General features: G+C 35.7%; 16 protein-coding genes and 2 tRNA genes. 11 read left to right on the top strand and 7 right to left on the bottom strand.

Annotation, left to right across the window (positions count from 1 at the left end):
- Positions 1-15: 15 nt before the first annotated feature.
- From NDQ75_RS14905 to NDQ75_RS14865, 9 genes are all read left to right on the top strand, one after another.
- Positions 16-492 (top strand): hypothetical protein, encoded by a 477-nt coding sequence (locus tag NDQ75_RS14905; protein ID WP_202029848.1) that lies wholly within the window; start codon positions 16-18, stop codon positions 490-492.
- Between the two features lie 101 nt (positions 493-593).
- A complete protein-coding gene (locus NDQ75_RS14900; RefSeq protein WP_202029849.1) occupies positions 594-1,346 on the top strand; it encodes a metallophosphoesterase in 753 nt (250 codons plus the stop codon).
- A 51-nt stretch (positions 1,347-1,397) separates the two neighbouring features.
- A complete protein-coding gene (locus tag NDQ75_RS14895; protein ID WP_202029850.1) occupies positions 1,398-1,592 on the top strand; it encodes an MbcA/ParS/Xre antitoxin family protein in 195 nt (64 codons plus the stop codon).
- 132 nt (positions 1,593-1,724) lie between these two features.
- Positions 1,725-4,979, top strand: a complete 3,255-nt coding sequence (locus NDQ75_RS14890; protein ID WP_202029851.1) for a helicase-related protein — start codon at positions 1,725-1,727, stop codon at positions 4,977-4,979.
- Between the two features lie 2 nt (positions 4,980-4,981).
- A complete protein-coding gene (locus NDQ75_RS14885) occupies positions 4,982-8,281 on the top strand; it encodes an Eco57I restriction-modification methylase domain-containing protein (RefSeq protein WP_202029852.1) in 3,300 nt (1,099 codons plus the stop codon).
- A 3-nt stretch (positions 8,282-8,284) separates the two neighbouring features.
- On the top strand, positions 8,285-8,647 hold the full coding sequence (locus NDQ75_RS14880) for a DUF4062 domain-containing protein (RefSeq protein WP_202029853.1): 363 nt from the start codon (positions 8,285-8,287) through the stop codon (positions 8,645-8,647).
- Complete coding sequence (locus NDQ75_RS14875) at positions 8,586-9,377, top strand: ATP-binding protein (RefSeq protein WP_202029854.1); 792 nt, start codon at positions 8,586-8,588, stop codon at positions 9,375-9,377. Before NDQ75_RS14880 ends, NDQ75_RS14875 begins: the two co-directional genes overlap by 62 nt.
- A 187-nt stretch (positions 9,378-9,564) precedes the next feature.
- Complete coding sequence (locus NDQ75_RS14870; RefSeq protein ID WP_202029855.1) at positions 9,565-10,962, top strand: GmrSD restriction endonuclease domain-containing protein; 1,398 nt, start codon at positions 9,565-9,567, stop codon at positions 10,960-10,962.
- A 2-nt stretch (positions 10,963-10,964) separates the two neighbouring features.
- Positions 10,965-12,788 carry an AAA family ATPase gene (locus NDQ75_RS14865; protein ID WP_202029856.1) on the top strand — a complete coding sequence of 608 codons (1,824 nt, stop codon included), beginning with the start codon at positions 10,965-10,967 and terminating at the stop codon, positions 12,786-12,788.
- An 84-nt stretch (positions 12,789-12,872) separates the two neighbouring features.
- Here the strand turns inward: NDQ75_RS14865 and NDQ75_RS14860 are convergent.
- The 3 genes from NDQ75_RS14860 to mutS all read right to left on the bottom strand — a co-directional run bounded on the left by NDQ75_RS14860 (position 12,873) and on the right by mutS (position 15,835).
- A tRNA-Leu gene (locus NDQ75_RS14860) sits at positions 12,873-12,958 on the bottom strand.
- 96 nt (positions 12,959-13,054) lie between these two features.
- Positions 13,055-13,127 (bottom strand) — tRNA-Gly (locus tag NDQ75_RS14855).
- A gap of 131 nt (positions 13,128-13,258) precedes the next feature.
- On the bottom strand, positions 13,259-15,835 hold the full coding sequence (gene mutS / locus NDQ75_RS14850) for a DNA mismatch repair protein MutS (protein WP_202029875.1): 2,577 nt from the start codon (positions 15,833-15,835) through the stop codon (positions 13,259-13,261).
- Positions 15,836-16,130: 295 nt separating this feature from the next.
- Here mutS and NDQ75_RS14845 point away from each other — a divergent pair, with 295 nt between their 5' ends.
- Positions 16,131-16,661, top strand: coding sequence for an RNA methyltransferase (locus NDQ75_RS14845; RefSeq protein WP_202029857.1), 531 nt, complete (start codon positions 16,131-16,133; stop codon positions 16,659-16,661).
- 180 nt (positions 16,662-16,841) lie between these two features.
- Here NDQ75_RS14845 and folK read toward each other — a convergent pair whose 3' ends face one another.
- The 3 genes from folK to NDQ75_RS14830 form a co-directional block, all read right to left on the bottom strand.
- Entirely contained in the window at positions 16,842-17,966 is a 1,125-nt protein-coding gene (folK, locus tag NDQ75_RS14840; protein WP_202029858.1) for a 2-amino-4-hydroxy-6-hydroxymethyldihydropteridine diphosphokinase, read from the bottom strand.
- Between the two features lie 104 nt (positions 17,967-18,070).
- On the bottom strand, positions 18,071-22,450 hold the full coding sequence (dnaE, locus tag NDQ75_RS14835; protein WP_202029859.1) for a DNA polymerase III subunit alpha: 4,380 nt from the start codon (positions 22,448-22,450) through the stop codon (positions 18,071-18,073).
- A 177-nt stretch (positions 22,451-22,627) separates the two neighbouring features.
- Positions 22,628-23,077 (bottom strand): ferritin-like domain-containing protein, encoded by a 450-nt coding sequence (locus NDQ75_RS14830; protein WP_202029860.1) that lies wholly within the window; start codon positions 23,075-23,077, stop codon positions 22,628-22,630.
- 269 nt (positions 23,078-23,346) lie between these two features.
- Here NDQ75_RS14830 and NDQ75_RS14825 point away from each other — a divergent pair, with 269 nt between their 5' ends.
- A complete protein-coding gene (locus NDQ75_RS14825) occupies positions 23,347-23,778 on the top strand; it encodes a tellurite resistance TerB family protein (RefSeq protein WP_202029861.1) in 432 nt (143 codons plus the stop codon).
- 89 nt (positions 23,779-23,867) lie between these two features.
- Here NDQ75_RS14825 and fbp read toward each other — a convergent pair whose 3' ends face one another.
- A complete protein-coding gene (fbp, locus tag NDQ75_RS14820; protein WP_202029862.1) occupies positions 23,868-24,875 on the bottom strand; it encodes a class 1 fructose-bisphosphatase in 1,008 nt (335 codons plus the stop codon).
- Between the last annotated feature and the right edge of the window lie 71 nt (positions 24,876-24,946).

The following is a 24,946-nucleotide window of genomic DNA, read 5'->3' as shown; positions in this document are numbered from 1 at the left end:
TAAACAGCAAGGGACATGTTCAGGCCATCGCAAATACAGGATTTAATTGATTTTAGGGAATTGCACGCAGATTATTTCCAGCTTATCAATGAATATTCGGAAACGCTTCTTTACAATGAAATAATCCATTTTATGAACAGGGCGTTCCCAGAGTGGAATTCCCATGCGGGTATTGGCGACTGGTCAGCTGAATTTGTGCTCACCGCCATTCAAAACCTTGAATATACCGAGGAAGGTGAATATTCTTTCCTACAAACCCTAAAGGACATGTACCTTAATTTGGCAGCTGACTACAGTTCAACCAAAGAACTTTACCAATTTAAGGTGTTGGACACTATCGCAAAGGGGTTCAATGAGGAACATAGGGAGTTTTTGGACGGACAGGAACATCTTCCGCAGAATGATTTTGATGCCCTGTACCATGAGCTTTACAGTAGCTATAAATCAAAATACCTACAGAAGACAACCTATATTTTTTTAGAAAACGACTAGATTTAAATTATGAAATGAGCCATATCAATTAAGTTAATATCAACCGTAATTTTCTATGGCAAATTCCATCTGACCATTGAAAACCCAATAAATAAGAACAGATGAAAATACAATATTGCTCGGATTTACATTTGGAAATTTTAGGCAATAATGATTGGATCAAGAACAATCCAATGGTTGTTGCGGGGGATATCCTTGTTATTGCAGGTGATACTTACTATTTAGATGAAAACTTTAAAAACCTTGACTTCTTAAAAGGAGTTTCCGATAATTTCCGCCAGACATACATCATCCCAGGTAACCATGAGTTTTACAGGGGATACGATGTGTCGGTCTGTGAAGGATCCATAAACGAAGATCTATTGGACAACGTTAAGCTTATCCATAACGACATCGCTTATGAAGAAGGCGTAAAGCTTATTTTTTCAACCATGTGGGCACGTATTGTGGAGCACACCAAAACTATCAGGTTGGGGATTACCGATTTTCACAGGATCAAATACAAGGGCAAACGTTTCAGTCCCTACCATTTTAACGAAATACATAAAAAGTGCTTTCAGTTCATTGAAAAAGAAGTCCAAGAGGAGAGCAAAAAAGTAGTGGTTACCCATCACCTGCCCAGCGAACTGTGCAATGCCCCGGAGCATAAAAACAGTAAATTCAATGAGGCTTTCTGTGCCGAAAAAACCGATTTTATTGCCAATTCTGAAATTGACTATTGGATCTATGGGCATAACCACAGGGTTCTACCGGAAATTGATGTCAAAGGCACCAAACTGGTTTCCAATCAGCTCGGGTATGTAGACCATTACGAACACCTAAATTTCGTATCGCATAAGCATTTTGATATATAAACTTACCAATTCAACATTTCAAGTTCTATACTTGGGAAATTTAATAATTCGATGACCAAGGAGTTAAACAATTTATACGAATACGGTTACCAAGTCTTTGGGGACAAAACGAAATTCCACCAATGGCTGGAAAGAAAATGTACTGCATTGGGCGGTAGGACACCTGCATCTTATTTAATCTCCCCCGATGGAATACATATCTTACGGCAAACCCTTGGCCGTATTGAACACGGGGTTATTAGCTGATTCTAGCTACAGTTATAGAATTATATAATTATGGTAATCCATAATTATATATAAGTATGATTGTTTATTTTTAACCTTTTTAAGTTAAGAACTTAAAAACAACTATTAAAGTGAATTGAGATAATAAATCAAATGTCAAATAATTATAACATAGATCAAACAGACTTAACGTTTTTTACTAATGAAGAAGGTCATAGTTTATTAAATAGATTCAAATCAACTTTACGTGATACTCAATTGTTCGATGTGTTAGTTGGCTATTTCAGGTTAAGTGGTTTTCATAGATTATATGATTCCCTTGAACCTTTAGAGAAAATTAGAATACTGGTAGGGTTAAATGTAGATAAGGACTCTTACGATATTATTTCACATCACCAAGAAATGGCGATGTTGGATTTAGAATCACATAAAAGAACCAAGAAAGTATATCAAAAGAATTTACTCGAAGAAATTGAAGATACTGAAGAACCTGAAAACAAACTACAAGAGGGTATTGAAAAATTCATAGCTTTTTTAAACGCAGATTGTTCAGATCCAGAAATAGATAAAGCTTATCACGGAAATGGTAGAAAATTAGAAATAAGAGCATATCCATCTAAAAATATTCACGCTAAAGTGTATATCGGAAAGTTTAAACCAGAAGATAGAGACTACGGATTCGTTATTACAGGTTCAAGTAATTTTTCTGAATCTGGCTTAATTGCAAATCGTGAATTTAATGTAGAGTTAAGAACAAAGCGAGATGTGTTATTTGCTGAAGACCAATTCAATAAACTATGGGCTGAATCTGTAGATATTTCAGAAGATTTTATTGATACTATTGAAAATAAAACGTGGTTAAGTGAAAATATCACACCTTATGAATTGTACTTAAAGTTAATTTACGAATATCTTGAAGAAGATATAAATCTAGAAGATGAGTTCGACCCATTTTTACCTGATGGGTTTATGAAACTTAAATACCAAAGTCAAGCGGCCATACAAGCGAGAAAAATATTAGATAGGTATAATGGTGTGTTTTTAGCTGATGTAGTAGGACTTGGTAAAACATTCATTACGGCCTTATTATTACAACAATTATTAGGTAGAACTTTAGTAATCTGTCCACCTGTATTAAAAGAATATTGGAAAGACTCTCTTTTTGATTTTGGTATTAGAAGCTTTGAGGTAGAATCTCTTGGTAAGCTAACTCATATTTTAAAAAAGGGAACAGAACGATACGATTATATCGTGGTAGATGAAGCCCATAGGTTTAGAAATGAAGGTACACAAGCTTATGCAGACTTATTAGAAATTTGTAATAACAAAAAAGTAATTCTTGTTACTGCAACACCTCTCAACAATACTATAAACGATATTTTTGCCCAACTTAAATTATTCCAATCACCAAAAAACTCAACAATTCCAGGAGTAGTAAATCTTGAAAAATATTTTGCTGGTTTACGAACTAGATTAAATAAAGTTGATAAAGCTGACCCAGAGTACAAACATCTTATTAAAGAAATATCGGATGATATTCGTAACAACGTATTGCGTTATGTAATGGTTAGGCGTACTCGTAATGATGTTATGACCTACTTTAAAAATGATATGCAAAAACAAGGTTTGGTATTCCCAACCCTTAACGATCCAAGCAAAATTGTTTATCAATACGAAGGTAATTTAGAAGCCATTTTTAAGTCTACCATTCAACAGTTATTAGAGTTTACTTATGCCCGTTATACGCCTTTATTATTTTACAAAGGGAATAAGCAATTAACGGAATTTGAAAAACAACAACAGCGTAACGTCGGTGGCTTTATGAAAGGCATTCTGGTTAAGCGTTTAGAGAGTAGTTTTTATGCTTTCCGAATGAGTATTAATCGTTTTATTAAGTCTTATGAGAATTTTATAGATATGTACAAATCAGGTACTATCTACATAAGTAAAAAAGTAGATGTGTATGATTTATTGGAAAACGATGATATTGATAAACTAGAAGAGTTGGTAAATGAAGATAAGGCCCATAAATACAAATCAGAAGATTTTACACAGAATTATTCGGACTTACTTCAAAAAGACCTCAATATTCTAAAGGGTATAAAAGAGTTATGGTCATCAGTTAATGAGGACCCAAAACTAGAAAAGTTTATACAAGACTTAAAAACAGATAAGAGACTTAAAAAAAATAAGCTTGTCATTTTTACAGAATCCAAAGAAACAGGGGATTACTTATATGAAGCTTTATTAAAAGAATTTCCAGAAAAAGTAATGTTCTTTTCAAGTAAAGGCGGTAGACATACTAATGGTACCTTACTATCTAATCATAATGTGTCGAGAGATATTATCCAATGTAATTTCGACCCTAACCGTAAAAAGAAAGATCAAGTCAATGATATTCAATTTTTAATAACTACAGATGTTTTAGCTGAAGGCATCAACTTACATCGTTCAAATGTACTAGTAAATTACGATTTACCTTGGAATCCAACACGTGTATTACAACGTGCAGGTCGTGTAAATCGTTTAGGTAGCGCGTTTCCTTTTGTATATATCTACAACTTTTTCCCTACTACGCATTCAGATGCGCATTTAGGACTAGAAGTAAACATCACAAATAAGATTCAAATGTTTCACGATATTTTAGGAGAAGACGCGAAATATTTAAGTGATGGTGAAGAGTTTGGTAGTCAAGAGTTATTCAACACCTTAAACAATAAAAAAGCTTATTCAGGAGAAGATGAGGTAGGTGATTCCGAATTAAAATATTTAGAAATCATTAGAAACATCAGAGATAACGAAGCTGACTTATTCGAGCGTATTAAAAAGCTACCAAAAAAGGCTCGTAGTGGCTTCAATAATAATGAAGTTGAATTACAGACAATGCTAACTTTTTTCCGTATTGGTAAACTTAAAAAGTTCTATCAGTTTCAAAGCGGTAAATCCAATGAGGTGACTTTCTTTGATGCTGTTCAAGAATTAGGATGTACACCAAAAACGCCAAGAGCTAAAGTCCCTGAAAACTTCTTTACAATGTTGCAAACCAACAGAGCAAAATTTACGCTAGATACCACATCAAAAGAAGAAACAGGTGGTAATAAAGGACGTTCTAATGCTAAGTACATTGAAGACCGCATCATAAAAGATAAGCTATTTAAAAACTTTAAAGGCTTTACGGAAACCGATGAAGAATTTATTGCGGCAGTAAAGGCAACACTTAAAGAAGGTAAAATGGCAAAGAAAACGGCTCAAATTGTTAAAAAAGAATTAGAAAAAGTGATAGAACCTTTACAAGTATTGCAGGTATTACGCAAGTATGGTCGTATTCAGTTGGATATTACCAACACAGACAATAAAAAATTTCAGAAAAGAGAAGTCATTCTTTCAGGATATATTACCAATAAGTAATTATGGATAAAAATTCAGCTATTAACCTAATTGATAAAACGTTTAATAATGCGTTTGATGAAGCACAGTTTACAAACTTCATTCAAAACCTATTAAACGACTTTGAAATAAAACCGAATAAATATAGTGGCAATACCATTTGGGAAGACCAACGCGACCATGTAAGCTATTACAAACGCATTGGTAAATACATTGACCCAGAAGGCGAAGCTTTAGATGTCCTGATTGTTCAAGTAAAGAATGTTTCTAAACTGGAAAGAGCAAGAACAGCATTAAGAAACTTTGTGATTAAGCATCTTAACAATTTTGAGAAAGATTATGCTTTAGTGGCATTTTATTCAAAAGAAGACGAAGGGTTCGACTGGCGTTTTTCTTTTATAAAAATGGAGCATCAATCCTATTTAGATGAAGAAAAGCAAAAAGTAAAAATGCGTAAGGAGTTTACACCTGCAAAGCGTTATTCCTTTCTAGTTGGTAAATACGAGAAATCGAATACCGCTAAAACACAATTATTACCGCTTTTACAAAATATTGCCAATAACCCAACTATTTCAGAGTTAGAAAAAGCGTTTAGTATAGAACGTGTAACTGATGAGTTTTTTGAGCAGTACAAAAGCTTATACATTAAAGTCTATGAGTATTTTGAAAAGCAAGACTTATCCATTTTTCAAGACAGCCAATTAAATACTTCTGGTTTTACAAAAAAGCTATTAGGGCAAATTGTATTCTTATACTTTTTACAGAAAAAAGGTTGGTTAGGTGTACCTAAAAATGAAAGATGGGGTGCTGGTAAAAGACATTTTCTGCAACAGCTTTTTGATGAGTCTTTAGAAAAAAACAAAAACTTCTTTAAAGACTATTTACAATATCTGTTCTATGAAGCTTTGGCAAAAGAACGGGATAATGAAAATTCATATTATCCAAGGTTTAATTGTCGTATTCCATTTTTAAATGGAGGTCTTTTTGAAGCACAATACGATTGGAGGAATGCCAATATTACTATTCCTACCGATTTATTTCGTAATGACGAGAAAAACAAATCTGGAGACATAGGCACAGGTATTCTCGATGTGTTTGACCGTTACAACTTCACCATAAAAGAAGACGAACCGCTAGATAAAGAAGTGGCAGTAGACCCTGAAATGTTAGGGAAGGTCTTCGAAAATATGTTGGAGATTAAAGAACGCAAAAGTAAAGGAGCGTTCTATACACCTCGTGAAATTGTACACTATATGTGTCAAGAAAGCTTAATACATTATTTAGATAATGCTTTAAACGAAGACAATAAAACAGTTGTACCCAAAGAAGATATAGAGCAATACATACGCGAAGGACATTTAGCATTAGAAAACGATGTACGTGTGGCAGAACGTGGCGAAACCAAAACCTATAAATTCTTATTGCCAGAAAGTGTACGTAATAATGCCGATGTTATAGATAAAAAATTAACCGAAATACGTATTTGCGATCCTGCTATTGGTTCTGGGGCATTTCCTGTTGGTTTGTTACACGAGCTGGTTACTGCACAATTAATATTAAAACCACATTTAAGTTACAATTACCTAAGTAATAAATTAAAAGAATTTGAATTTCACGAACGAGAAAGCGTCAGCGAAAGCCGATATGTATACCGCTTAAAAAAACACATCATACAAGAAAGTATTTATGGGGTAGATATAGACCGTTCTGCTATAGATATTGCACGTTTACGTTTATGGCTCTCATTGGTGGTAGATGAAGACGATTTAGAGCCTATAGAAACTTTACCAAACCTCGATTATAAAATTGTTTGTGGTAACTCATTGATTGGTATGCCAGATGGTACAATGCGAGATTTAGAGGTTGAAAAAGAGTTAGAAACTTTAAAAGAAGAGTTTTATACAGTTACAGATGAGCAAAGAAAAAAATCTTTACGTAACAAGATAAACTCAAAAATAAGAAAACTATTAGATACCGCCGAAACTTTTGCTGGATATAAGATTGACTTTGATTTTAAACTTTTCTTTTCTGAAGTTTGGCGTGAAAAAGGTGGTTTTGATGTGGTTATAGGAAATCCGCCTTATGGAGCTTCACTGACAAAGATTCAAAAAACTAATTTCCGTACTCAATACCCTGATTTAGAATTTAAAATTGATTCTTACGAGGTTTTTGTACTAATGTCTAATTCATTAATGAAAGAGAATGGATTAACAACTTATATCATTCCTAGTAATTTAATGGATAATTTTTATTCAAAAAAAATTAGATTAAATCTATTAAACAATGGGATTAATGAATTAATAGAATTAGATGATAAGGTTTTTAAAGGAGCAGTAGTTCACTCAATGATTGTCTCTTGGTCAAATCATAAAAAAGAAGATTATCTGCTAAAATGTAAGGTCGGTTCTGTAAGTGAAGAAATCACTTTTTGGGGAGAAAAAAGTTTTTTCTTAAATGAAGACAATTATTCATTTTCATTACGTAAAGTAGAGTTTAAGAAGATTTTAGATTCCATTTATTTTAATTCCATAAAATTAGAAAACGTATTTAAAATTAAAGATGGAATAGATACAGGAAATAATAATAAATATGTTTCTGATGAAGAAATTGATGGTTGGAAAAAACTAATTGGCGGTAAAAATATTGATAGATGGGAAATTAAAGACTGGAGGTATGTCGATTATGGTAAACACCTTGCTAATCCTAGAGATCCCGAATTGTTTGAAAATGACAAAATAGTAATAAGGGAAACAGGAGATAGAATTATTGCTACAATTGATAAAGAAGGTTACTATGCATTATCAACCTTATATTCAGGCTTTATAATAGATGATGAATATTCTCTTGAAGTTATTTTATCATTATTACATTCTGAATTAATTCATTTTATTATGGTATTAGTAGCTTTTGGTAGAACTGAAGGAGCATTCACCAAAACCAGAATTTTTCATTATTATTCATTACCCGTTAGCAATTTACTTCCAAACTATAACTCTGTATTAACAATTTTAGTCAATTTCCATCTTTTCTTGAAAAAGAAGAAATTGGAGTCAGAATCAATAGCATATTTTTCAACAATTATAGATTCTGCTATTTATGAAGCTTTTTTTATCAAATCATTCCAAGCAGCCAACAAATCTATATTAAAACATCTTACTGACCTTAAACCTATCAATGACAGTATGAGTGATGAAGGAAAGTTTGGTATTATACAAAGTGAGTACGAGCGTTTATATCACCCAGATCATCCGGTTCGTTTTGCTATTGAAACACTAGACAGTATAGAAGAGGTACGTATAATTAGAGAGGCTTTAAAATCGTAATCAATGACAGCAGATGGAAAAATAGAAATAATGATAGCATCTTCAGTCTATGGCTATGAAGACCAACTAAACCAGATTTGTGGCTTATTTGAGCAAATGGGATACCACCCTGTTAATTCTCATTATAAAACAATGCCAACAGACCCAACAAAATCAAATTTAGATAATTGTATAGAGGCTGTTAATAATTGCGATGTTTTATTTGGTATTTTACGTCCATTATACGGGTCTGGAGTTATTGGAGATACATCTATTACACACGAAGAAATGAAAAGAGCGATAGAACTGAAAAAGCCTAGGTGGTTTGTCGCTCACAGAGATATTAGAGTTGCTAGAGTGCTACTTAAACAATACAGATTTTTTTGATTTGGCTTATGGTATTTCAAGTTCGTTTAGTGATTCTGATTGGAAAAGAAAAGATGTAAGTCCTTTTCCAAGACTAGCTATAAGAGAAGCTATTCTTAATGCTTTTATCCATAGAGACTATGCGTCTTTTTCTAGTAGTATTGCTATAAATATTTATCCAGATAAATTGCAAATAAGTAGTTATGGTAGTTTACCTAAAGGTATAAGTGTTAAGTCTCTTTCTAAAGATCATTTATCTATTCCTGTTAATCCTGATATAGCACATATTTTCTTTTTAAGAAGTTGGATTGAAAAAATAGGTATTGGTACTGTTAAAATGATAGCACTTTGTAAAGAACTTGGTTTTAATGTTCCTTCCTGGAAAGTTCAAGATAATAATGTTGTAGTTACTTTTCCAGATGTTATTGTTCCTTTTAATTATAGTGAGGGAATAAATGAGGGAATAAATGAGGGAATAGATATTTTAATAAATGAGGGAATAAGTAAGGGAATAAATGAGGGTGTTTCTAAAAGTGTTAGAGAATCTTATTATGATATTATAGCTCTTGTTCTTAAAGAGAAAAGTATTAAAGCTTCAGAGATTGCTGATAAATTAGATAGACCTTATAAAACTATAGAAAGACATATTAGTAGTTTAAAACAACTTAATGCTATAGAATTTAAGGGTTCTAATAGAACAGGAGGTTATGAAATAACTAATAAACTTAAAGAACTAATTACAACTTCTTGATTAAGAAGAGAACAGTAAATAAGATATAATGTGGTTTATGATAAAAGGGCTCATCTTTTTACAGTTTTTAAAAGAAAAAACATTTAAAATCTTGTAAAACAAGACGTTATTAATATTGTATAAGGACTCACTATCGGCTCAATTTATAGCTAAAACAAAACTGAAGTAATAAAGAAGAGAATAAAATATGGCATTCAACCCAAAAACAGAATACACAATAGTTCAGGAAAGTTTTCCTATAGAAGATTTTCACAAATACAAAGATGAGTTTGTAACAAGACCACCATATCAACGTAAAGCAGTATGGAAGGTAAAAAAGAAACAAGCCCTAATGGATAGTTTGTTTAGGCGCTATTATGTGCCAAAGTTGGTTATTCGTAGAGTACGTTTAAGTGATGAGCGTACAGTTAATGAAATCGTGGATGGCCAACAAAGAATTACGACCGTTCAGGAGTTCTTTGAAAATAAATATAAGCTGCCTAAAACCTTGGCAGATTTAGGTGAAGGTATTGCAGGTAAATATTATAAAGACCTTAATTCAGAAGTCAGAAAATTTATAGATAGATCCTTGACCTATCAAGCCGATGTTATTTTAAACATCGATGAACCAAATAATGTAAACCACCAAATTATTGCTACTGATATTTTTTGGAGATTACAACAAGGTGAAACCCTGAACTATATGGAAGTTGCGCACGCGCAATTATCAAGTTTGAGTAGAAATTTTATAGTAAAATATGCTGATGACTTAACCTTTGATTATAACAAATACGAGCCAATAGATAGTAATCCAGATAAAATGCCATTTTTCAAACTATTGAATGTAGATAATGATAGAATGAAGCATTTACAAATTATGGCGAGGTTTCTTCTTATTGAAAAAAATGATGGTTATGCAGAACTAGGAGATAAAAAAATAACAGAGTTTATTGAAGAAGCCAAAACATCTAATGGTATAGGAGACTATACTTTCGAGAATAATAATGAAGCTATTGCGGTACGTAAAAATTTAAAAGTATTCTACGATATTTTTAAAGATGACCCAATGTTAGACGATAAAAACGGCATAAAAGAGTTTTCAGTAGAGTATTTCATCATTTCTGTATATATGCTCATTCGCCATTTAAGAATGCATTATGTATTAGATGATGATACCAAAAATACAGTTCGGGAATTTATTTATGCTTTTCATACACGTTGGAAAACCTACGAAGATTCTGAAGATACCGATATGTTAACGTTTAGTAATCGTAGGCAACAAGGAGAACACGATTTAGAAGTCAGAGATAGAATTATGAGACAAATCTTTTTCGAGTATTTAAGAGATAACAATTTTGAGTTAAAAGAAAAGGTTGAAAATAGAGCTTTTTCAGAGTTACAAAGAATCATAATTTATCGTGATGGTAAAGGCTTATGTCAGGAGTGTTTACGTGAAGGTAAACCCGAAAAAGAAGCTAGAGTAAGTTGGTCAAATTATCAAGCCGACCACGTTTTTCCACACGCTAAAGGAGGTCAGACTATTTTAGAAAACGGAGAGTTATTATGTGCGCATCATAATCAATCTAAAGGCGCTAAAGTGAGTTAAAGATGAAAATTCAAAATATAACCATAAATAAATACAAGGCTTTTCAGCGTTCAGAAGATATTAAAGTAGAGGGTAAAAATGTATTCATCTATGGTGAAAATGGTAGTGGTAAAAGCTCGGTGTATTATGCACTTAAAGATTTTTTTCAATCGAGTGTTGAGAATATCGATATGGCTAATTTGCGTAACCTCTATCTTACTGATGGTGAAACAGATTGTGCTATTGAAGTTGAATTTGATGGTAATGCAAAATTCACGCTAAATGAAAGTACAAAAACTTCTAATACAGCTTCAATAACAGATTGTAATAGACTCAAAAGTTTCATTACCTACAAGCATCTGTTAGGTGTTCACAATGTTAAGCTGAAAGATGAACTTAACGTTTTTAACTTAATCATAAATGGCGTTTTAAAGCATTTTAAATCTCAAACCATTACAGGTGGAATTGAATTGGGTGAATTATGGCAAGACGTATTAAAAGAAAGTAAAAAAACGGTAGGTAGGGGTAAAGACTTTAATCAAAATAGACAAAAAAAAGCTTCGGTTGAACGCAAAGCACTAGCATTTAATAATGCGTTAAATAAGCTGTTTTTAAGTGGTAATCCAGATTATTTAGCACCTGCTGTCAATAAAGTTTTAGAAAAATTAGTTCCTGTTTTAAAAATAGAATTTAATAGGCATACCATTCAAGTAAATCAATGGGGCGGAATATCACAAAGTAAAATATTATTAAATATTGAAAGTGATGGTACTTCTTTAGATAGTCATTATCCACATTTTGCATTGAATGAAGCAAAATTATCAGCTATAGCAATAAGCATTTTTTTGGGTTCAATATTGCGCCAGTCAAGATTTTCACAAGACATTAAAATTCTTTTTTTAGATGATATACTAATAGGTTTAGATAATGAACATCGTTTAAAACTATTAAAGCTTTTAAAAGAACCAGAGTTTCAAGACTTTCAAACATTCATAACAACGTACGATAGGCATTGGTACGAAGTAGCAAAACTTCAATTAACCGATTGGAAGTTTCTAGAGTTTTATAAGGGGGCTAATGGTCCAGCTATAATTGATAATGAAAAAGATGATTTTAAAAGAGCTAAAGATTATTTTGATGCTTATGATTTTCCTGCTGCTGGAAACTATTTAAGAAAGGTTTTAGAAAAAACGTTAAGAGATAAACTTCCTAAAACCTATACGCATAGTGAAGAAAAAAACGGTTCATTAAAGCCCTTAAAATTGGACACTATGATTGATAGGTTAAGATTATATTATTCAGATATTGAAGTAGAAGTTCCAATTCAATTAATTGATAGTATAAAAATTTATAAATCAATTCTATTTAATCCAATGTCGCACGATGATATTAAAAGCCCCATTTATAAAAACGATATAGAAGATGGATTTAAAGTTATTGATGAATTACAAAATCTACAGTTACCAATAAAGGATATTGTAATTAAAAAAAATAAAACATTTCAAATAGACTTACCCGATATTTCTTATAGAGCAGAAGTTGTTGTTGTCGAAAACGTTTATAAAGTGAATAATAATGGAACAATTTCGTTTACATCTACGAAGTTCTCGTTTAACCTATGGACTAGAGAAACGATTGATTTTGCCAAAAGTACAGGTACACCTATCGAGTCGTATACGCCTGGAGATAGATTGGACAAGATTTTAAAAGGACCATATGATTTAGAATGGATATCTAAAGCAATTAATCCAACTTATAAAGAAAAAGGATTAGCAGAGATTAATGTTGAAGACTTAAAAAACGTAATGACTTGTGATGGTAAAACACTAACACAATGGTTGAATTAGAATACTTTTATCCACTCGTATCCCCATCCGTATCCCCTAAAATCAAAAACCCCTGTAAAAACAATGTTTTACAGGGGTTTTCTGTACTCGAGGCGGGACTTGAACCCGCACGGACATTACTGCCCACTGGATTTTAAGTCCAGCGTGTCTACCAATTCCACCACTCGAGCGAAATATGAGCGAAAAACGGTCCCGAAGCCTCGGGAGAACCACGACCTCCACAATTGGCAGTCGTTAAATCCGTATTGAACGTTTTTACGCGTCTGAGCGAAAAACGGGATTCGAACCCGCGACCTCCACCTTGGCAAGGTGGCGCTCTACCAACTGAGCTATTTTCGCAGTCTGTATCTCTATGAACTTGTGCAACCAGCTATCTTGCTGAATGCGGATGCAAATTTAATACAATTCTATAAAAACCAAAGCTTTTTTTTCAAAAAGAGCTAAATTAATTTTATTCAACACCTTAACTATCACACTTTCTTTTTCTTAACTAACATTCTTTTTATTTCATTCAGCTTCATCAAGGCTTCTACAGGGGTTAACGTATCAATATCGGTATGTAAAATTTCTTCTTTAATGTTTTCCAGCAATGGGTCATCTAAATTGAAAAAACTCAATTGCATTTCGTCTTGAGCCGCTTTTAAATTATCGGTAAGCTCTTCACTGCTGTGTGACTTTTCAAGTTTCTTCAAAATTTTATTGGCACGATGAATCACCTGTTGGGGCATACCCGCCATTTTAGCAACATGTATCCCAAAACTATGTTCGCTTCCACCCGGAATCAACTTCCGAAGAAATAAAACATTGTTTTTAAGTTCTTTTACAGAAACATTGAAGTTTTTAATACGTTCAAAAGTTTCTGTCATTTCGTTCAATTCATGATAGTGGGTTGCAAAAAGTGTTTTGGCTTTCGCTGGATGTTCATGAATGTATTCGGCAATCGCCCAAGCGATTGAAATTCCATCGTATGTACTTGTCCCCCTTCCTATTTCATCCAATAAAATTAAACTCCGCTCCGAAACATTGTTCAAAATAGAAGCAGTTTCGTTCATTTCTACCATAAAAGTCGATTCTCCCAAAGAAATATTATCGCTGGCGCCCACTCTGGTAAAAATTTTATCGACAATTCCGATTCGCGCTTTTTCGGCGGGAACAAAACTTCCCATTTGTGCCAACAAAACTATTAAAGCGGTTTGGCGGAGAATAGCCGATTTACCACTCATGTTCGGACCAGTAATCATAATAATTTGCTGTTCGTCCCGGTTGAGCGTAGTGTTATTAGCAATGTAAGCTTCGCCAAGCGGAAGTTGCTTTTCTATAACTGGATGCCTTCCATTTTCAATTTCCAAATCAAAAGAATCGTCTATTTCAGGCTTAATGTAATTGTTTTCTTTCGCCAACTGAACAAAACCACATAAACAATCCAATTGAGCTATCAAACCGGCATTTGTTTGCACCGACTGAATGTAAGAATGCATCCAAGTCACCAATTGAGCGAACAACTGCTGTTCCAAAACCGCTATTTTTTCTTCTGCGCCAAGAATTTTTGCCTCATATTCCTTTAACTCTTCTGTGATGTACCTTTCTGCACTCACTAAGGTTTGCTTCCGAATCCAATCGGCTGGCACCTTATCCTTGTGCGTATTCCGTACTTCAATATAATATCCAAAAACATTGTTGCTGGCAATTTTTAACGAAGTAATTCCTGTGCTTTTCATCTCGCGCTCGAGCATGGAATCTAAATAATCCTTACCGGAAAAAGCTAAATTCCGCAATTCATTCAATTCCGCTGAAAAACCTGTCGCAATCGCATTCCCTTTATTAATGTTTACCGGTGCTTCTTCGTGCAAGGTCTGCGTAATTCGCTCACGAAGTACATCGCAGGCATTCAACCGGTCGCCAATTACCTTCAGAGCATCATTTTTACTTTTGGATGCCGTTTCTTTTATGGGCACAATAGCATTTAATGAATTTTTGAGCAATACCACCTCACGCGGATTTATCTTGCCAGTAGCGACTTTAGAAATAAGGCGCTCCAAATCGCTAATCTGCTTTATTTGCTTTCGGAAACTTTCTAAAACGGTTTCATTTTCTGATAAATATTGTACAATCTCGTGTCGCTGCCGAATTTTATCCATACTTTTTAACGGAAGCGCCAACCAACGTTTAAGCAAACGCCCACCCATTGGCGAGATGGTTTTATCGATTACGTCGAGTAAGGTAACCGCATTGGCAGAGGGTGCCTGGTACAATTCCAAATTGCGAATGGTAAACCTATCCATCCACACGTATTCTTCTTCAGCAATACGCGTTATGGAAGCAATATGCTCCAATTTATTGTGTTGTGTTTCCGACAGGTAATGCAACGCCGCACCGGCGGCAATTGTACCGTGCTGCAAATGCTCTACTCCAAAGCCTTTTAACGATTTTGTTTGAAAATGATTATTGAGCGTTTCTTGCGTGTAATCTTCTTGAAAAACCCAGTCTTCCATAAAAAAAGTATGGAATTCATTCCCGAAAACCGTTTTGAAATCCGATTTAAATTTCTTGGAAATTAAAACCTCACTGGGATTAAAATTTTGCAACAGTTTAGAAATATACTCATCAGAACCTTCCGCAGTAAGAAATTCTCCAGTGGAAACATCCAAAAATGCCACCCCAAATTGTTTTTTTCCAAAATGAATAGCACACAAAAAGTTATTGGATTTTGCCGAAAGGATATCATCATTTAACGCCACCCCTGGCGTCACCAATTCGGTTACGCCACGTTTTACAATCGTTTTGGTTTGTTTTGGGTCTTCCAATTGGTCACAAATAGCCACTCGCTGCCCTGCTTTCACCAATTTTGGCAAATACGTGTGCAACGAATGATGTGGAAATCCGGCCAACTCTGTTCGGTCGCTGCCATTGTTTCGGTGCGTGAGGACAATTCCCAATATTTTGGCCGTATTCACTGCATCTTCTCCAAACGTTTCATAAAAATCCCCTACCCTAAACAACAAAAGTGCATCTGGGTATTTAGCTTTAATAGCATTGTACTGCTTCATTAAAGGCGTGGTCTTTTTTGCTTTTTTCTCTGCCAAATCTCAAATATTAGGTTTCGTAGCGAAATTATTATTTTTTATTCCCAATTGCCATTTTTCACCCAATGTATTATAAACAACTTTTGTTGATTAGCTGATTTCAGGAGCATTTTCTTCTGTTTATTTCAGTAAATGCTGTTGCCCGCCTGCCTGACGGTAGGCAGGCTTTCGCGACTACACGGTAGTTCGCTCAATCAGGGCTAGTAGCCTTCATTTTTTTGTACAGCTCGATTCCCTATTTTTGCAAAAAAATAAATGCATGCGGAAGCTAAAAAACAACGAACTCGAAAGACTTAACGTAGAAGAATTTAAAGAGGCTCAAAAAACACCTCTCATTATTGTTTTAGACAATATAAGAAGTTTAAACAACATAGGTTCGGTTTTTAGAACTGCGGATGCTTTTCTGATTGAAAAAATTTATTTGTGCGGTATTACTGCTACTCCTCCGCATAAAGACATTCATAAAACTGCTTTGGGAGCTACCGAAAGCGTGGCTTGGGAGTACGCAGAAGACACTGTTTCTTTGGTGGAAAAACTAAAACAAGACGACGTAGTTACCGTGGCTATTGAACAGGCGGAAAACGCGACGATGCTAAACGAATTTCAGATAGAATCAGGAAAAAAATATGCTGTTATTTTTGGCAATGAGGTAAAAGGAGTGAAGCAAAAGGTGGTTTCTTCCGTAGACAAAGTGATAGAAATTCCGCAATATGGCACCAAACATTCTTTAAATATTTCAGTAAGCGCCGGTGTAGTGGTTTGGGACTTTTTTGCTAAGATGAAGGGATAAAAAAAGGGACCCGTGAAAGAGTCCCAGTAGTTATGTTTAAGTAAAGTTAGCTAGTTTCTTTTTTAAATTCTCTACGAATTAAATAATCCTTACTGAAAAATCCAAAAAATGTTATTCAATTTTGGAGGTTACCACTCCAAAACAGTATGCGACTTCTCATAAATTCGAAGTGACATAAAATTAAAAATCATGTATTTTATCAATTATAAATTGGTAATCGTTGTGGTTTTGAACAAAATCCAAATCGGAAATATCGATGACTAAAGGGTGCACTTCTGGGTGGGTTTTTATAAAGTCCAAGTAGCCTTCATTTAGCTTTTCCAAGTAATCAGCAGGAATCTTTTGCTCGTAACTTCGTCCGCGTTTTTTTATGTTTTGCAGCAACCGCTCTGTGTTTTGATATAAATACACATACACATCGGGTTTTACAACTTCCTTATACATAAAATTAAAAACCTTTCTGTAAAGCGAAAATTCGTCTTCCTGCAAAGTAACTTTCGCAAAAATAAGCGATTTAAAAATATCGTAGTCACTTACCATGAAATTTTTAAACAAATCGGGGCGGGATGTATCGTCGGTAAATTGTTGGTAACGGTCGGCCAAAAAAGACATCTCCAACGGAAAAGCATAACGGTTTCTATCTTCGTAGAATTTTGGCAAAAAAGGATTATCGGCAAAACGCTCCAAAACCAATTTTCCATTGAAATCCTCAGCTATTTTATTGGCCAAAGTTGTTTTTCCGGCTCCGATATTTCCTTCAATAGCAATAAAATTAAACTTCGAAAAATCTTTCTTCAGAAGTGAAATTGATGTACTTAACTTTTCCAATTCACTTTCATCTTCACAAACGTCCAAAAGCTCAATGATACTTTTTTCAAAGATAGGATGGACTTTCCCTGGAGCAATATCTGCCAACGGCTGAAGAACAAACAGTCTGTTTTGCAAATGAGGATGGGGAATTACCAAATCGGGTTCGTCCAGCACCTCATCTTCATAAAACAGAATATCCAAATCTACTGTTCGCGCTGCATAGCCTTCATTTTTAGACCGAATCCTTCCCAAAGATTTTTCTATCTGTAGTAAACAATCCAGTAATTCCTGCGGCTGTAACTCGGTATCTACTCCCACACAGATGTTATAAAAATCATCACCTTCAAAACCCCAAGCGGGCGTTTGGTAAATGGGCGAACAGGAAACCACGTTCCCCGCCTTTTCCCGCAATTCCCGAACCGTTTTGCTAAGATTTTCGTATTTATCCCCCAAATTACTCCCAACGGAAAGATATGTGCGCTTGTAGTGAATCATAAGATTTTGCAAAGTAACGAAAAGAAAAATGTTTCAAGTGCCACGAATAGACTAATAATTTTTGATGCTCCTATCTTCTAGGGTCAATCTTATGGCCTCCAGCATCAATTCAATTTATACATTACTTCTTGCTTTTTCAGCTCATCTAATAATTCGTTGGAAATCTGAACTTTCTGTTTTCGGCTGGGCATGGTAAGCTTTATTTCGTTCTCCATTTCATACACCACAAAGTTTAAAATATGGTCGCCTTTATGCATGGAAATAACATCTTTTAAACTATCTATACGCTCTTCTACTAATTCATCTAATTTTAAATGAATAGTGAGCTTTCGCGCATACTTTTCCATAACATCCTGCAATTGTTCCATGGAATTAAACTGAAGCCTTGGCTCTCCCTTTTTACCCGTTTCGCGATTTGTCCAACCCTCACGAACGAAAGCTTTTATGTAGATAAAAGAATTTATCATAAGAAAATGCCTGAACTTTAAATACTCCTCACCAAACATTCTAAACTCGTAAGAATCAGTATAATCTTCTACGGTAAACAACGCCCAACCTTTTCCGTTTTTAGACACGCGGTGTTGCACATCGGTTATTACACCGGCAAAAGAAATCTCTCTATTGACGATAGCTTCCAGATTATTAAATAATCCCACATTTCCGTTACAAAAAACGCCAATTTCTGTTTTGAAATCATCCAGTGGATGTCCGGAAATATAAATCCCGACCACTTCTTTTTCCCGCTTTAATTTTTCCATTGTTCCCCATGTATCGCATGGAGGCACTTGGGGTTCTGGGATTTGCACATCACTGGCCTCCCCGAACAAACTAACTTGGGCGGAATTTTCATTTTCCTGAAATTTAGCCCCGTATTTTATGGCTTTTTCCAAAAAGGTAATTCCGTCGCCATCATCGTGAAAATATTGTGCTCGGTGCGTATCAAAAGAATCGAAACCTCCTGCCAGCGCTAAATTTTCAAATGCCTTTTTGTTGGCTGCTCGCAAGTCAATTCGCTTGGCAAGGTCGAAAACCGATTTGTATTTTCCGTCGTCCCTACCTTTTACAATCGTTTCCACGGCACCCCGACCCACACCTTTAATCGCCCCCATTCCAAAACGAATAGCGTTGTCTTTGTTAACGGTGAATTTGTAATAAGATTCGTTTACATCTGGCCCCAACACTTCAATCCCCATACGCTTGCATTCCTCTAGGAAGAAAGTCACCTGTTTAATGTCGTTCATGTTGTTGGAAAGCACCGCTGCCATGTATTCCGCAGGGTAATTCGCCTTTAAATAAGCTGTTTGGTAGCCAATCCAAGCATAACATGTGGAGTGGGATTTATTAAACGCATAACTCGCAAAAGCCTCCCAGTCTTTCCATACTTTTTCCAGTGTTTCGCGCGAATGTCCATTCGCTTCCCCACCATCCAGAAACTTAGGTTTAAGTTGCTCCAGCAAGGCAAAAATCTTTTTCCCCATCGCTTTACGCAATACATCGGCTTCACCTTTGGTAAACCCAGCCAATTTCTGCGAAAGCAACATCACCTGCTCTTGATAAACCGTAATTCCGTAAGTTTCCTTTAAATACTCCTCCATAGCATCGAGGTCGTACTTAATTTCCTCGTCGCCGTGTTTTCTTCGGATGAAACTCGGAATATATTCCAACGGACCTGGCCTATAAAGAGCATTCATAGCAATAAGATCGGCAAAAACGGTTGGTTTTAGGTCTTTCATGTGTTTCTGCATTCCGGCAGATTCATATTGAAAAATCCCAACTGTTTCCCCACGTTGAAAGAGCTCGTATGTTTTCTGGTCGTCAAGCGGGAATTCATCCGGATTCAAATCGATTCCATGCTTGTATTTCACCAGCTTCACCGTGTCTTTGATGAGGGTCAATGTTTTTAATCCGAGGAAATCCATCTTCAGCAACCCAGCACTCTCCACGACGGAGTTATCAAACTGGGTTACATACAAATCAGAATCCTTTGCCACCGAAACCGGAACGAATTTGGTAATATCATCGGGCGTAATAATTACTCCACAGGCATGAATTCCCGTATTTCGAACAGACCCTTCCAAAACGCGGGCTTGATTTACGGTTAAGGCTTCGAGGTCGTCCCCATCAGCAATATTCTTTAACTCATTAACCTTTTCCAATTCTTCGGAACGCAGCTTTTCTTTCAATCCGGCATCATCCATACCGAAAATCTTACCCAGCTTCATATTGGGAATCAGCTTTGCAATTCTATCTGCATCGTGCAACGGTAAATCCAACACCCTTGCCGTATCCCTGATAGAAGATTTGGCAGCCATGGTTCCGTAGGTAATAATTTGCGCTACTTGATTGGCCCCATATTTCTCGATTACATAATCCATCACTCGGCTCCTTCCTTCATCATCAAAGTCGATATCAATATCGGGAAGGGACACACGGTCTGGATTCAGAAACCGCTCAAAAAGCAAGTCGTAATGAATAGGGTCAATATTGGTAATTCCTAAGCAATACGCTACCGCGGAACCCGCCGCAGAACCACGACCCGGCCCTACCGAAACATCCATTTCACGTGCTGCAGCAATAAAATCCTGTACAATAAGGAAGTACCCTGGATAACCTGTATTTTCAATAACGCTCAATTCAAAATCGAGTCGTTCTTTAATTTCTTCAGTAATTTCTGGATACCTTTTTTTGGCTCCTTCGTAGGTAAGGTGTTTTAAATATTTATTCTCTCCTCTTTTTCCATTGTCCTCTTTATCCTCTTCCACCTGAAATTCTTCAGGAATATTAAAGGCAGGCAACAGCACGTCCCGAGCAAGCTCGAAAGGCTCTACTTTATCTATTATCTCTTGAATGTTGAAAATAGCATCGGGAAGGTCTTTAAAAATGGCTTTCATTTCATCGCCGCTCTTAAAGTAATATTCCTGATTTGGCAATCCGTACCTATACCCTCTTCCTCTACCAATTGGGGTATCTTTTTTCTCCCCATCTTTCACACACAACAAAATATCGTGCGCATTGGCATCTTCTTTCCCTATGTAATAGGTGTTGTTGGTAGCAACCAGTTTTACGTTGTGCTTATTGGCTAATTTAACAAGTTCATCATTAACCCTATTTTCGTCTTCTTGTTCGTGGCGCATAATTTCCACGTACAAATCTTCCCCAAACTGTTCTTTCCACCACAACAAGGATTCTTCGGCTTGAACTTCCCCAACATTCAACAATTTACTGGGCACTTCCCCATATAAATTTCCCGTAAGTACGATAATATCCTCCTTGTATTGCTCCACCACTTTTTTATCAATCCGCGGAACATAATAAAATCCCTTCGTATAGGCTATAGAAGACATTTTAGCCAAATTGTGATAGCCTTTTTTGTTTTTGGCAAGCATCACGATTTGGTAACCGTTGTCTTTAACGGACTTATCCAAGTGATTTTCACAGACGTTCAGCGTACAACCAACAATGGGTTTAATAAGCTTCTCAGTTGGTTCTTCACCATTGGCCAGCGCTTCGTCAATTTTAGCCTGTACTGCTTTGTTGTGGTTTCCTACTTCTTTCACAAAATGAAAAGCCCCCATCATATTCGCCATATCGGTAAGCGCCACGGCTGGCATGTTCGCTTTTGCCGTTGCCGCCACAAGATCCGGAATGCTCGATGTAGCCTGTAAAATAGAGAACTGCGAATAGTTATGCAGATGTGCAAAATCAACCTCAGCAAGTTCTTTTATATTTTGATGAAGCTCTTCTTTGGATATTTCTTCGGAAGGCGCCTCCTTGGCTAGTTGTTTCCTTATTTCTTCGGAAGCTTTCTTTAGATTGATGTGCTCCAACCCTATCAATTCGATAGGCTGCGGATTCACTTCTGAAAAATCCCTAAAATATTGCGGAGAAACATCAAGTTCTTCCGCAGTAAAGACTTCTTTTCTGATCAATTCTAGAAAGCAGCGTGTTGTAGCTTCCACATCGGCTGTAGCATTGTGTGCTTCCGCAAAGGGCTCATTAAAAAGATGTTCATGAAGCTCCGTCAAAGTAGGCAGTTTAAACTTACCCCCTCGACCTCCAGGAATTTTACATAATTCTGCCGTAGTTTCTGTACAAGTATCCAACACAGGCAGCTCCGTTAAATTGCTTTCTACGCCATCCCGATGGAACTCTGCCCCCATGATATTAACATCGAAACCGACGTTCTGTCCAACTACAAATTTTGTTTTAGCCAAAGCCGCATTGAATTTCTCCAAAACCTCTGCCAATGGAATACCTTTTTCTTGCGCCAATTCGGTAGAAATTCCATGGATTTTCTCGGCATCAAAAGGAATATTAAAACCATCTGGTTTAATGAGATAATCTTGATGATCGATAACATTTCCCATTTCGTCATGTAGCTGCCAAGCAATTTGTATGGCCCGTGGCCAATTATCAACATCGGTAATTGGAGCATCCCAACGTTTTGGCAATCCAGTAGTTTCTGTATCGAAAATTAAGTACATAAAAAAGCTATCTCTTTAAAATTGAAGTCATTGGCAACTGCTCGGCCATCTTTCAAAATTAAGGATAATTTCAAGAGAAAAAAGAAGAAGTTTTTAGGAGTTATCAACGGTAAAAACAAAAAAAACTGTTTCGATTAAGAAACAGTTTCTCTCTTTTTCATAACAATCTTATAATTCTTACTCTACAATGCTTTCGTATCTTTTAGCATTGTTCACCGAATTCTGAATTGCATTTCGATGTCTAGTTAACATCGCCTCGGTAGTTTGTGGCAAAGAGGTTTTGGAAAGCACTTCGTTATAATCTTCTAAACTTGCTTTCTCCCCTCTCTGAACTTCCTCTAAAATAGATTCTTCATCATTACTAGACAGGGCAGATTTAATATTCATCCATGTTCTATGGGCATCTCCTGTCAAACTACCGGAATCCACTGGCTTTTCACCAAATGACACGATTTCTCTTTTCAATTCGTCCGAGAAATTTTCGCGCTCTGCTGCTTTACTCTTAAAATACGTTTTAAGATTGGTGCTATCTACATTATCAGCGGCATTCATAAATCCTTTCTGTGCATCGTAATTTTTTTCCAACAATTCATTAATCTTTTTGGAAACTTCTTCTGTATAGTTCATAATATTATTTTTTTAATGGTTACTAATTCTCTTATATCAATGTAACATCTTAAACAGCTAAATACAAGATTATGAGTGACTTTGGGTTGACTTTAACGTAAGTTCTTAAAGTACTTATAAAGCTTTTCCTACGATATTCAGTAAAATGATATTTAAAAATCGCTTATTGGTCTGTTAGCGCTTCTTTACGACTTAAAAAAGAAAGTTTTTTTAAGTAAATAATCTTAGGGAATAATTATCTTTGTGCCACATTATAAAACCTATTATTGATGTCAATTTCAAATTTATATTCTTCCGGATTTAGAGATAGAAACCGCGATCACTTTGCTGCTATTGTAAGAGTTGCATTGTCTGATGGCGAAATGACTCCTGAAGAAAAAGCGTTCCTAGACCGTTTAGCTCATAACTTGGATATTTCACCTGAACTTTATGAAAGCGTACTAGAAAATCCAGCTGCATACCCGGTAAACCCACCGTCACTTTATGTAGCGAGATTGGAAAGGCTTTACGACATTGCCAGAATGATTTATGTAGACCATATTGAAGATGAAGACGAATTACGCATAATGCGCCGTTTGTCTATTGGACTTGGATTTAACCCTGCCAATGTTGACCTCATTAATAAAAAAGCATTGGATCTAATCCACATGGGAGTTGATCTGGATACTTTTATCGAAGAGATAAAACACATGAACCGATAAGAACAATGTGTTCAAAATATATAAAAAGCTGCCTTTTTTAAGAGCAGCTTTTTTTATGCAAAAAGATTTTGCACTAACGAACATGATTTTTATTGATAAGTCTCCATAAACTCTTCCGCTTTCTCTACCATATTTTTACTTCCGCAGAAAAATGGAGCCCGTTGGTGGAGTGACGTCGGCTCAATATCTAATATGGGCTTGCAGCCGTCACTTGCCTTTCCCCCTGCTTGTTCAGCTAAAAATGCCATCGGATTACATTCGTACAGCAAACGCAACTTACCATTTTTTGCTTTGCTGCTGGTTGGGTATAAAAATATCCCTCCTTTAATCATATTTCTGTGAAAATCCGACACCAACGAACCGATATAGCGTGAGGTATAAGGCCTGTCCCCTTCTTCCATTTGGCAATATTTAATGTATTTTTTGACTCCTTCCGGAAAGTGAACGTAATTCCCTTCGTTAACAGAATAGATCCGGCCGTCTTCCGGATATTTCATATCGGGATGCGATAAATAAAAAGTACCTATGGCCGGATTCAAAGTAAATCCATTTACCCCATGACCCGTGGTATACACCAACATGGTAGAAGTTCCATAAACTACATAGCCCGCCGCAACCTGTTTACGACCGGGCTGCAAGAAATCTTCAATAGTTACAGGTGTTCCAATAGGAGTAACACGCCGGTAAATTGAAAAAATGGAGCCAACAGACACATTCACATCTATATTACTTGATCCATCCAAAGGATCAAAAAGCACCACGTACTTATTCTGATGGTTGTTATCATGACTATTAATTACAACGAAATCATCCTCTTCTTCCGAAGCAATCCCGCAAACAATCTCCCTGTTGGTTAACGATTGAATAAACTTCTCGTTGGCGAGCACATCTAATTTCTGTTGGTTCTCCCCCTGTGCGTTAATATCGCCACTAGCTCCCAAAATATCTACCAATCCGGCTTTATTTACTTCGTGGTTTACCACTTTAGACGCGAGTCGGATGGCATTAATCAACTTAGAAAGCTCCCCGGTAGAGTACGGAAAGGCCTTTTGGTTTTCTATAATGAACTCTCCGAGCGTTTTGTGTTTTTTAGTCATCAGCGTTTTTTGTGTTTTTACGCTCACAAATATCGTCATTTTTGTGAAACTACAACGTTTTCGTTAAATTT

The organism is Galbibacter mesophilus (assembly GCF_023721415.1).
Taxonomy (GTDB): domain Bacteria; phylum Bacteroidota; class Bacteroidia; order Flavobacteriales; family Flavobacteriaceae; genus Galbibacter; species Galbibacter mesophilus.
The sequence above is the reverse complement of the archived record's forward strand: the minus strand, read 5'-3'. Positions and strand labels throughout refer to the sequence as shown.